The following is an 11,259-nucleotide window of genomic DNA, read 5'->3' on the forward strand; positions in this document are numbered from 1 at the left end:
CTACGATGCCCGATCGAAACTGAACCGGCCTGCCCCGGTGACGAAGATCAACATCGCGCCTCCCATGATCGAGACATTCTTCAAGAAGTGGTTGTATTGACCGATCTGCTGCGCACCCGCGGGATACTCCCAGTAGCGGTGCGCAATAGCCGTTGCCGCCAATACGAACACAAACGTCAGAATTGCGCAGTAGCGCGTACCGACGCCCAATATCAAACCAACGGATATCAATACTTCCAGTACGATGTTCGTCATCGTGAACAGCTCAGGCGCTGGAAGGTTCAGGGACCTGAAATAACCCACAGAGCCGTTGAAGTTGGATATTGCTCCATACGCGCTTCCGACGAATACCCACGCGAGGAGAATTCGGCCGATCAAGATCAGCGCGTCAGCTTGCCCTGTGGCGAACTCATCGACTGCCAGCGAGACAGAATTGGATTTCATGGCAGAACCTCCACCCTTGCTGTCCAAGACCGGCTGAACATTTTTATTGCCGAGAGCAAACCTATCATGATTGGTGGACCGCACGAAGCGCTCTAACCGGCCCGTTGACGCTGCAAACGAAGCCCGCTTCGTCACCGCCCTTAGCTGCCTCGCCAGGACGACCTGCACCCGTCTACTCCCGAGAGGAGAGCGGATACGCATGCGCTCAGGCTGATCGCGTTTTCCGAGTATGCCTTCCAGCCCCGGTCAGACCGCATCCGCCCGCAGCAGCGTGTCCACGGTGATGGTGCCGCGGGCGCGGGAGACGCAGGCGCAGATCTTCTGGTTGCTTTGCTTCTGGTGATCGCTGAAGAAGACGTCGCGATGGTCGATCTCGCCGTCGACCTCGACCACGTCGATGGCGCACAGGCCGCATTCGCCGCGCTTGCAGTCGTACATCACGTCATGCCCGCTGGCATTGAGCACATCAAGCATCGAGCGCTCGCGCGGGATTTCGAGCTCGACATCGGTTCCCTTCAGGCGCACGCGAAACGTCTCGGTCGGCAGCGTGCCGCTGGAGCCGAAGGTCTCGTAGCGAAGATCGGGAAGCGGATGGCCGGCGCCGATCCAGGCGTGGCGCGCGGCATCCAGCATCCGCATCGGGCCGCAGAACAACGCCAGCGCACCTTGCGGCAATGATCCGAACAGCGCATCGAGGTCGAGCCGCCGGCCCTCGTCGCTCGCGTGAACGACCAGGCGCTCACCGAGCATTTTGGCGAGATCGTCGAGATAGGCTGCATCAGCGCGCGAGCGCACGGCATAATGCAGCGTGACATCGGCCCCACGGCGCGCCAGCGCCTGCGCGGCGCCGAGGATCGGCGTGATACCGATGCCGCCGGCGACCAGGCAGTAGTTTTCGCGGGCCCAGTCGACCGCGAGCAGCGAAGCCGGCCGCGTGATGTCGAGCCGGGCGCCTGGCGTGAGCTGCCACATATAGCGCGAGCCGCCGCGGGAATCATCGGCGCGGCGCACCGCGATCTTGAAACCGCGCGAGGACGCCTCGCCGACCAGCGAATAGGATCGCGTCTCCGGCAGGCCGTCGATGGTCACGCTGATATTGATGTGGCTGCCGACCGGATAGGCTGTGCCGTCGAACTGATCCGGCAGGATCAGGAATTCGCGGATGCCCGGCGCAAGATCGCGCGTCGCGACGAGCGTTGCGGGAATCCAGGTTTCGATGAAGCGCATGGTGACGGCCTTAGTCGGTTGCGGTCTTGATCAGCGCGAGCGCCGGCAAGAGGTCGAGATGGGTGCGGTTGCGCAGCGCAAGCCGCAAGTTTCGCACCGCGAGCCGCGCATGCTCGCGCATCACGGCTTCGGCGCGGGCGCCTTCGCGATTCTCGATGGCGTCGATCACGACGCGATGGTGCTCCTGCCCGATGATCAGAATCTGCTGTGCCTCGGGCAGCGCCGATTGCGCCATCACGAAACCGCTGGGCGAGGCGAACGGTAGGGCCGAGGCGCGGTCGATCTGCCGGATCAGCGGCGGGCTGCGCGACAATTCCGTGAGCACCGCGTGGAAGCGCGCGTTCAGCGTGACATAGGACGAGAAGGCATCGACCGAGATCGGCACCTGGCGGAGTAATTCGTCGATCGCGCCAAGACATTCCTTGAGCGGTTCGAGCTCACGCGCGGAAACGCCGCGCTCGGCGGCGAAGCGCGCGGCGAGCCCTTCCAGCGTTCCGCGCAGCTCGATGGAATCGGAGATGTCGCGCTCGGAAAACGCCTTCACCATGAAGCCGCCGGAGGGAATCGCCTCCAGCAAGCCTTCCTCCTCGAGCCGCACCAGCGCCATGCGCACCGGGGTGCGCGAGGCGCCGGTTGTCTCCACCGCCTGGAGCTCGGAGATGCGCTCGCCGGGCCGTAAGCGACCCGACAGGATCTGGTCGCGCAGCGCGAGCTGCGCCTTCACGGTCTGCGAGACGGAGCGGTCGACCTCTCGCTCGGGCGCTGCTTTCACCTGGCCTACTCCGCGGCCTGGAGCTGCTGCGGCGGGTTTTCCTTCGCCACCATCCTGTCGATCAGCTTGCGCGTCCACATCGCACCGGCGTCGATGTTGAGGTTGTAGAAGATGCGATCGGGGTTCTCGTCCATGGCGCGCTGCTGCGCCTCGAGGATCAGCTCATCCTCGTGGAAGATGCCGGAGACACCGTCGCGGATCTCGGTGGTGATGCGCTGCTCGCCGATCTGATAGTTGCGGACGAACGCCCAGAAATAGTGGCAGGTCTTCTCGGTCTCCGGCGTGATGGTGTTGAGCACGAAACCGTTGACGCCCTGCGAGCGGTCGCCTTCCGGCGCGCCGGTGCCTGTCGGCGCCACGCCGACATCGATCGCGATCGTGCACGGGGCTTCGAAGCGGATGATCTGCCAGCGGTCGACGAGGCCGGGCTTGCCGAGCTGTTTGGCCCAGAACGGCGGCGCCTCGATGCCGCGCATCCAGCGCGTCACCGTCACCGTCTTCTCGCCATGGGTGACGTCGAACGGCGCCTCGGCGACCGCATCGTTGCCGATCGAGGAACCATGGACGAAGGTCTCGTGGGTGAGGTCCATGAGATTGTCGAGCACGAGGCGGTAGTCGCAATTGACGTGGATGGTCTTGCCATCGCCGGCCCAGGCCGGATCGTGATTCCAGTGCATGTCAGGAACGAGCGCGGGATCGGCGAGCGCGGGGTCGCCCATCCAGAGCCAGATGTAGCGGTGACGCTCGACCACGGGATAGGCGCGGACGCAGGCCGACGGATTGATGGTCTCCTGCGAGGGCATGAAGGTGCAGCGCCCCTGCGAATTGTATTTCAGGCCGTGATAGCCGCAGACGACGGTGTCGCCTTCCAGCCGGCCCTTGGACAGCGGCACCAGCCGGTGCCAGCAGGCATCCTCCAGCGCGGCCACCGAGCCGTCGGCCTTGCGGTACATCACGACGTGCTTGCCGCAGATCGTCCGCGGCAACAGCGCCGGCTTGACGTCCGCGTCCCAGGCCGCGGCGTACCAGGCGTTCATCGGGAAGGGTTTTGTCACGGGTCGCTCTCCCAAAGGCTTTATGAATACGTTATGTATACAATAGCAAAGGGATAGAATCGTTCAAGGCCGAATATTGCGTATCTAATTACCTCCAAATCAATTTATGTATACAGATTTAACCACTCGTCATTCCCCGCGAAAGCGGGGAATCCAGTACTCCGCGGCAGATATTGGGTTCACACAACTTCGGCTGCGGCGTACTGGATCACCCGCTTTCGCGGGTGATGACACCTGTTGATGCGGCGAGCCCTTCCTTGGAGAGGCCGTGACGGCGCTGCGTCGGCCCCTACACCCCGAACACCTTCTTCAGGCCCGCCTGGGCTTCTTCCTGGATCCGCTTCAGGTGCTCGGTGCTGCGGAAACTTTCCGCGTAGATCTTGTAGACGTCCTCGGTCCCCGACGGCCTTGCGGCGAACCAGCCGAAATCGGTTTCGACCTTGATGCCGCCGAACGGCTGGCCGTTGCCCGGCGCCTTGCTCAGCGTGGCGCGGACGGGATCACCGGCGAGGTCCTTGAGGCCGAGCTGCTCGGGCGTGACGGATTTGAGGATGTTCTTCTGGGGCACGGTGGCGGCGACGTCGATGCGCGCATAGTGCGGCACGCCGAGCTCCGCGGTGAGGTCGTTGAAGAGCTGGCTGGGATCGCGGCCGGTCTTGGCCATGATCTCGGCTGCAAGCAGGCCGAGGATGATGCCGTCCTTGTCGGTGGTCCACACCCCGCCGTCGCGGCGCAGGAACGAGGCCCCTGCACTCTCCTCGCCGCCGAAGCCGAAGCCGCCCGTGAGGAGGCCGTCGACGAACCATTTGAAGCCGACCGGCGTTTCGACCAGCTTGCGGCCGAGTTTTTTCGCGACACGGTCGATGATCGAGCTCGACACCACGGTCTTGCCGATCGCGGCATCCTTGCTCCAGTTCGGGCGGTTCGCGAACAAATAGGCGATCGCGGTCGCAAGGTAATGGTTCGGATTCATCAGGCCGCCGGTGCGCGTCACGATGCCGTGGCGGTCGGCATCGGTGTCGTTGGCAAAGGCGACGTCGAAGCGGTCGCGCATCGCGATCAGGCTCGCCATCGCGTAGGGCGAGGAGCAATCCATGCGTATCTTGCCGTCCCAGTCGACCGTCATGAAGCGGAAGGTCGGATCGATCGCCTCGTTCACGACGGTGGCCTTCAGGCCGTAGCGCTCGATGATCGGATGCCAGTAATGCACGGCGGCACCGCCGAGCGGATCGATGCCGATATTGATGCCGGCGGATTTGACGAGATCGAGATCGACGACATTGCCGAGATCGGCGACGTAGGGCGTGATGAAGTCGTAGGCGTGCACGTTCGCGGATTTGCGCGCCTTGGCGTAGTCGATGCGCTTCACGCCCTTCAGGCCGTCGGCGAGATAGGCGTTGGCACGCTTCTCGATGACGGAGGTCGCGTCGGTGTCGGCCGGGCCGCCATGCGGCGGATTGTATTTGTAGCCGCCGTCCTCGGGGGGATTGTGCGAGGGCGTGACGACGACGCCGTCGGCAAGGCCGCTAGTCCGGCCCTTGTTGTAGGTCAGGATCGCGTGCGAGATGACAGGCGTCGGGCTGTAGCCGCCGTCCTTGTCGATCATGATGTCGACGCCGTTGGCGGCGAACACCTCGACGGCGCTGACCAGCGCCGGCTCGGCCAGCGCATGGGTGTCGATGCCGATGAAGAGCGGACCGGTCAGGCCCTTTTCTGTTCGGTAGTCACAAATCGCCTGCGTGGTCGCGAGGATGTGGCCCTCGTTGAAGCTGTTCTTGAACGACGTGCCGCGATGGCCGGAGGTTCCGAACGCCACCCGCTGCGCGGGATCGCCGACATCGGGCTTGCCGGCGAAATAGGCCGTCACCAGCCGCGGAACGTTGGTGAGCGCGTCCGGCGAGACCAGCTTGCCCGCCGCGGGATCAACATCAGCCACTGAAATATCCTCGTCCTGTCGTGCAGAGTTTGTGGAATACCATAGCATCGGCCGGGCCCCCGCCAAGGGCACAACACCCGCGGCGGGCTGGCCGTTCCTGAGATCATGCTATGGTCTTTCAGATCGGGGCTTTTTCGAGTCGGGGCATGACGCTGTTTCACAGGCTCTTGGTTGTTCTGATGGCCTGGCTTGCGACGGCTGGTATCGTGCCCGATGCGATGGCCGCGGAGTTCTACACGGAAGACCTGCGCATTCCGATGACGGAGGCCGGGCCGCAGGGGCTGGAGGCCTTTCTGGTCCGGCCGGCCGGAACGAAGCGCTATCCGCTCGCGCTGCTCAGCCACGGCTCGCCGCGCAGTTTCGACGACCGCGCGACCATGTCGGCGCACAAATATTACGGGATCGCGCTCGAATATGCCCGGCGCGGCTTTGCCGCGCTGATCGTGATGCGGCGCGGCTACGGCACCTCGCCCGGCGGACGCGTCGACAGCGTCGGCGGTTGCGCGAATGCCGCCTATCTGCCGGCGGCGGCGGTTGCGGTCGCGGACTTGCGCGCCGCGATCGACGCGATGGGGCGCAGGGCCGACGTCACGACATCGGGCATGATCGCAGCCGGCCATTCCGCCGGCGGGCTCGCCACCGTCGCGCTGACCGCGCAGGCACCGAGTGGTCTCGTCGCCGCGATCAGCTTTGCCGGCGGCCGCGGCTCGCGGGATGACGACGACGTCTGCAACGAGGATGGGCTGGCGCAGGCCTTCGCCACGTTCGGCAAGACCTCGCGCGTGCCGATGCTGTGGGTCTATGCGGCCAACGACTCGTTCTTCGGTCCCGATCTCGCGCGCCGCCTCTATGACGGATTTCGCGGCAATGGCGGTCACGCGAAATTCATTGCGGCGCCGCCTTACGGCGACGACGGCCACTATCTCTATTCGGTGGTGGGCCGGCCGCAATGGACGCCCTATCTCGACGCCTTCCTACGCGAGCGCGGGCTCGGCCATGACATCCTGAGCCTTCCCGATCCGCTGCCGCCGCCGGGCCAGCTCAACGAGGCCGCGCGCGCCGAATTCTCGCGCTATCTCGCCAGCACCATGCCGCACAAGGCTTTTGCGGTGTCGCCGAACGGCGGTTACGGCTGGCGCTCGGGGCGCACCACCGCCGACGAGGCCCGGCGCGATTCGCTTGGCGCCTGCATGAAATGGTCACCGACCTGCACGCTGTATGCGGTCGATGACCAGCTGGCCGGAACGACTAGAGCCGCTCGCTGAGCGCGAGCTTGTAGCCGACGCCGGTGACGGTCGCGATCACGGGCGTGCCGCTGCCGACGAGCTTGCGGCGCAGCCGCGCCACCAGCGCATCGACCGTGCGGATATCGACCTCGGCCTGGCGGTTGCTGACGACCTCGATCAGATAATCGCGGCTGAGCGGCCGGCCGTCGGCGCCGACCAGCGCCGCCAGCAGGTCGAACTCGGCGCGCGTCAAGGCCACCGGCTTGCCGTCACTGCCGAGCAGCTCGCGCCGGGTCAGGTCGATGATCCAGTCGCCGAAGGCGATCGAATTGTGGTTGCGCGCCGCCTTGCGGTCGATCGAGCGCCGCCGCAGCACGCTGCGCGCGCGCGCGAGCAGGTCGCGCAGATTGATCGGCTTGGTGACGTAATGGTCGCCGGCGATCTCGAGGCCGAGGATGCGATCGACGTCGGTGTCGCGGCGCGTCACGAAGATGATGCCCGCGTTGCTGGTCGCCTGGATCTCCTTGGCGAGCTCGAAGCCGTCGCCGTCAGGCAACTGCACGTCGAGGAAGACGAGATCGGTGCGCGAGCGCAGCGCCTGGCGGCATTCCGCGCAGGAGCCGGCGCCGACCACGTCGAAATTGTTCTCGTTGAAATAGCCGACCAGCATCGTCCGCGTCACGGGATCGTCTTCGACGACGATCAGCCGCTCGCGGCCGGCAGGCCTCAATTCCTGACGTGCGGAATCAACCACGTTGTTGGATGTCCTGTGTGCTTGTGGCGCGGCTTGAAAGTTCAAGTCGTCGCGCAGCGCACTGTCCTGTGAACGACCATTCACGACTTATTCGAGCCCCCGAAATTGCCTGCTGGAATACTAGGCGTGTTGTGCTGCCCGAACAATATTGGTCATGGTATTGGCGTATTAAGTATGAATTGGCCCACAATTCTCATCGCGCGCATCATTGTGCCGGCGTGGCTCGTGCAAGCGCCGGCCGGCCCCCTCGACGCCGCCGATCCCGTAAATTCGGCATCGGACTCAACCGCTGGTTAACGTAAAGAAAGGCTTCTGCTTCGGAAAAGCCGGTCGCGTCTCTATGGTCTCCGCTTGCAGATGCGAAACCACGGAGCAGGCGTGATGCAGGGGCAGGCCCGGTTGGCCGCCGAACGACCCGAGCAAGGTACAACGCCTTTCGGTCGTTCGCACACGCTCGACGTCCTGCGCGGCATGGCCATCGTCGGCGTGATGGCGATCCACGTCTCACAGTCTTTTCCATCAAGGATCCACGCCATCGACTTCGCCTTCATGTGCGGCTGGACCGGCGTCAACGTATTCTACTTCGTCAGCGCCATGACGATGTGCCTGATGTGGACGCAGCGCACCGAAACCGACCCGACGCGCAAATTCTACATCCGGCGTGCCTTGCGAATCGCGCCGCTGTTCTGGCTCGCGATCCCGCTCTACCTGCTCGTCAACGGCACGGGGCCGAGCTACAACGCGCCCCACGGCATCGGGCCGCTCCAGGTGATCCTGACCGCGACGTTCCTGCACGGCTTCTGGCCGGACAGCGTCAACAGCGTCGTGCCGGGCGACTGGTCGATCGCGGCGGAAATGACGTTCTATCTCGTCTTCCCCTTGGTGATCACGGCCTTCGGATCGCGCCGCCATCTCTATCTTGCGCTCGCGATCGTGCTGCATCTCGTCAATGTCTGCCTGTTCAAGCCGTGGGCGTTCGCGCTGTTCTCGGCCTATTACGGGCCCGGCCACGAGGCCTTTGTCTGGAATGCGCTGCACATCAGCTTCCTGAACCAGTTGCCGGTCTTCCTCGTGGGATGCGCGCTGTTCTTCTCGCTGCGCGACGGCTTTGCGAAGTCGGACGCCGCGATCTTCGCCGTCTTCATCGCGCTCGCCTTCATCGCCGACCGCGCGACCGGCTCGCATGAATTCAACTACCTGATGATCAACCTCGTGCTCGGCGCGCTGGTTGCCGGTTGCATCCGCCTCGCGATCCGCTGCCGGCCGATCGAGACGCTCGGTCGCAACTCCTATTCGATGTACCTGTCGCACTTCGCGGTGATCTACGGCCTGCGCCAGGTCTGGCCGCTTGCGGACGGACTGGTCTCGCTGCTGATCGCCTATGCCGTCACCGCCGCGCTCAGCTATCTCGTCGCGCGCGCGACCTGGCATCTGGTCGAGCGGCGCGCGCAGGATCTTGCGCATCGCCTGACGTCCGCGGGATCGGACCGCTCGCCGATCCGGCCGACCATCGCTGCCACTGCGGCCGGTCTGCCCTAACGCGCGACTTGTCTAGCTGTCGCCTTCGAATCTAAAATACGCCACGAAAGATCTTCAGACACGCCGGGGCGGCGTGATCAGGTCGACCGGCTTCACGCTGGAGTAGGCGCCATGGAAGTCATACTGCTCGGCACCGGCGGCCCACGCCCGGACCCGCGCCGCATGGCGACGACCACGCTGATCAGGCTCGGCGAGGAGAATATCCTGTTCGACGCGGGCCGCGGCGTCATGGTGCAGCTCCACAAAGCCGGCGTGCCGCTCGGCGCCATCAACACGGTCTTTCTCACCCATCACCACTTCGACCACATCGGCGACCTCTACGATGTGATGTTGAATTCATGGATGCATGGGCGCAAGGACGATCTGCGCATATACGGTCCGCCCGACACCGAACGGCTCGTCAACACGCTGATCACACAGGTCTACGACAAGGACATCGCCTGGCGGGATCAGGGCGAGCCGACTTTTGGCGGCTGGAAACCGGTCGTCGCGACGGACATCATTCCCGGCCCCGTCCTCGACACCGGTCGCTGGAAGATCAGCGCCGAGCTCGTCTCACATGGCGACGGTCTCGACATGTCGCCGGCATTTCTCGCGCGCTGGATGTGTCTCGGCTTCCGCTTCGAAGCCGAGGGCAAGGTCATAGCGATCTCCGGCGACACGGTCCCCTGCCCCGGTCTCGAGCGGCTGGCACAGGGAGCCGACCTGCTGGTCCAGTGCTGCTTTCTCGCGACGCCTGAGATCACCAACGATCACTTCCGCCGGCTCGCGAAATACACGCTCGCCTGCGGCGATACGGTCGGCAAGGTCGCCGCCAAGGCCGGCGTCAAGAAGCTCGCGCTGACCCATCACCGGCCGCGCACTGACGATTCCATGCTGAACGCACTTCTCGCGGACGTCCGCCGAGACTACGCGGGTCCCGTCGTGCTCGGCGAGGACCTCACGCGGATCGAGGTCTGAGAGCCACAGGCACGCGAAGGCCGGCTTCAGGACGACCCGACCTCGATCCGGTACGACAGGTCTTCGTTCGCGCCGGCCGCGATGTGCATCAGACCCGGCTTGTCGCTGAACTCGCCATCGAAACCGACGGGACTGGCATAGCCGCGCCAGGGCTCGATGCAGAGGAACGGCGCACCTGTCGGTTTCGACCAGACGCCGAGTTCGCGAAAGCCGCGCCACGACATTTTGAGCCAGGGCCCGGCCCCCTGCCCGGCCGCATAGCGGACCGCATGGCTGTTGACGGGATCGAGGATGACGGCGTCATTGGTGAACAGGGATTCCGACAAGGGAAGCACGGTGCCTCGGACGGGGCTCGGATCCGTTGCCGCGAGCAGGAGTCCGCCCTCGACACGGCGAACCGGAGACGGCTCCTCGTTCGTGAACGTCAGCGCGTAGCTCTCTTTCGACATTCCAGGCTGAAGCGGCCAGTTGAAGGCGGGATGGCCGCCGAGCGACACCGGCAATGTCTCCTTGCCGGTGTTCACCACCGTGAGCGAGAGATCGAGACCGGCGTCGTCGATCGCATAGGTGGCCGTCAGGCGAAATGCGAACGGATAGAGTGCGCGCGTTGTCTCGCTGTCTTCGAGCGCTAGCGTGCAACGGTTCTCGCCGCGCTCTACCCACGCGAACCGGCTGTCGCGCGCAAAACCGTGCTGGGTCATCCGGTAGGTCTTGCCCCGGTGCCGCATTTCGTCATTGGCGAGACGTCCGACGATCGGAAACAGCAGCGGCGCGTGGCGTGGCCAGGCCGGCCCCGCCTGCCAGACAAATTCGACACCGCCGTCGTCCTTCAGCGAGCACAGCTCGGCGCCGTGTGCCTTGATGGTCGCGGTGAGCCCGCCACTGCGGATCGTGTGCGTGTCGTCGGTCATGACAATCTCCATCGCGGCAACGAGGCCAAACGCGGCGACCTGATGCGACCGGATCATATCGCATCAAAAACGATTCCGCCCGCCCCAGGATGAGGCGGGCGAACCCGAACTTCAAACGACTAGCTTAAGCCTGGGACGATCGCCCGATGCTCTCGTAGGTGAAGCCGGCGGCTTGCATCTCTTCGGGCGGGTAGATGTTGCGGAGATCGACCACGACGGGCTGGGTCATGGCCGCCTTCAGCCGGCCGAGATCGAGCGCGCGGAACTGCACCCATTCGGTGACGATGACGAGCGCATCGGCGCCTTGCGCGCAGGAATAGGCGTCCTCGCAATAGGTGATGTTCGGCAGCTCGCCCTTGGCCTGCTCCATGCCGACGGGATCGAAGGCCTTGACCGTCGCGCCCATGTCGATCAGGCCGGTGACCAGCGGGATCG

General features: G+C 64.7%; 11 protein-coding genes. 3 read left to right on the plus strand and 8 right to left on the minus strand.

Annotation, left to right across the window (positions count from 1 at the left end; genetic code table 11):
- The 5 genes from OWC48_RS37250 to pgm form a co-directional block, all read right to left on the minus strand.
- On the minus strand, positions 1–612 hold the full coding sequence (locus OWC48_RS37250) for a DoxX family protein (protein ID WP_282524453.1): 612 nt from the start codon (positions 610–612) through the stop codon (positions 1–3).
- Positions 613–690: 78 nt separating this feature from the next.
- Complete coding sequence (locus tag OWC48_RS37255; RefSeq protein WP_282524454.1) at positions 691–1,671, minus strand: PDR/VanB family oxidoreductase; 981 nt, start codon at positions 1,669–1,671, stop codon at positions 691–693.
- A gap of 10 nt (positions 1,672–1,681) precedes the next feature.
- A complete protein-coding gene (locus tag OWC48_RS37260; RefSeq protein WP_282524455.1) occupies positions 1,682–2,443 on the minus strand; it encodes a GntR family transcriptional regulator in 762 nt (253 codons plus the stop codon).
- A 5-nt stretch (positions 2,444–2,448) separates the two neighbouring features.
- Complete coding sequence (locus tag OWC48_RS37265) at positions 2,449–3,498, minus strand: aromatic ring-hydroxylating dioxygenase subunit alpha (protein ID WP_282524456.1); 1,050 nt, start codon at positions 3,496–3,498, stop codon at positions 2,449–2,451.
- 289 nt (positions 3,499–3,787) lie between these two features.
- Positions 3,788–5,434 carry a phosphoglucomutase (alpha-D-glucose-1,6-bisphosphate-dependent) gene (gene pgm / locus OWC48_RS37270; RefSeq protein WP_282524457.1) on the minus strand — a complete coding sequence of 549 codons (1,647 nt, stop codon included), beginning with the start codon at positions 5,432–5,434 and terminating at the stop codon, positions 3,788–3,790.
- A gap of 146 nt (positions 5,435–5,580) precedes the next feature.
- Between pgm and OWC48_RS37275 the strand changes: the two genes are divergently transcribed.
- The gene (locus OWC48_RS37275; protein ID WP_282524458.1) at positions 5,581–6,699 is read left to right on the plus strand and encodes a S9 family peptidase; all 1,119 of its coding nucleotides are present in this window, start codon (positions 5,581–5,583) and stop codon (positions 6,697–6,699) included.
- Here OWC48_RS37275 and OWC48_RS37280 read toward each other — a convergent pair.
- On the minus strand, positions 6,683–7,498 hold the full coding sequence (locus OWC48_RS37280; RefSeq protein WP_282524459.1) for a response regulator transcription factor: 816 nt from the start codon (positions 7,496–7,498) through the stop codon (positions 6,683–6,685). The two genes, OWC48_RS37275 and OWC48_RS37280, sit on opposite strands and share 17 nt — an antisense overlap.
- A 297-nt stretch (positions 7,499–7,795) precedes the next feature.
- Here OWC48_RS37280 and OWC48_RS37285 point away from each other — a divergent pair, with 297 nt between their 5' ends.
- Together OWC48_RS37285 and OWC48_RS37290 are read left to right on the plus strand one after the other, a co-directional pair.
- Positions 7,796–8,953, plus strand: coding sequence for an acyltransferase (locus OWC48_RS37285; RefSeq protein WP_282524460.1), 1,158 nt, complete (start codon positions 7,796–7,798; stop codon positions 8,951–8,953).
- A 111-nt stretch (positions 8,954–9,064) separates the two neighbouring features.
- Positions 9,065–9,913, plus strand: coding sequence for an MBL fold metallo-hydrolase (locus OWC48_RS37290; RefSeq protein ID WP_063979729.1), 849 nt, complete (start codon positions 9,065–9,067; stop codon positions 9,911–9,913).
- Between the two features lie 26 nt (positions 9,914–9,939).
- Here the strand turns inward: OWC48_RS37290 and OWC48_RS37295 are convergent, their stop codons facing one another.
- Positions 9,940–10,824: an aldose 1-epimerase family protein gene (locus OWC48_RS37295; RefSeq protein ID WP_282524461.1), complete on the minus strand. Its 885-nt coding sequence runs from the start codon at positions 10,822–10,824 to the stop codon at positions 9,940–9,942.
- A 124-nt stretch (positions 10,825–10,948) separates the two neighbouring features.
- On the minus strand, positions 10,949–11,259 hold a 311-nt coding region (locus OWC48_RS37300), incomplete at its 5' end, for a UDP binding domain-containing protein (protein WP_282524462.1).

The organism is Bradyrhizobium sp. Arg816 (genome assembly GCF_029989365.1).
Taxonomy (GTDB): Bacteria; Pseudomonadota; Alphaproteobacteria; order Rhizobiales; family Xanthobacteraceae; genus Bradyrhizobium.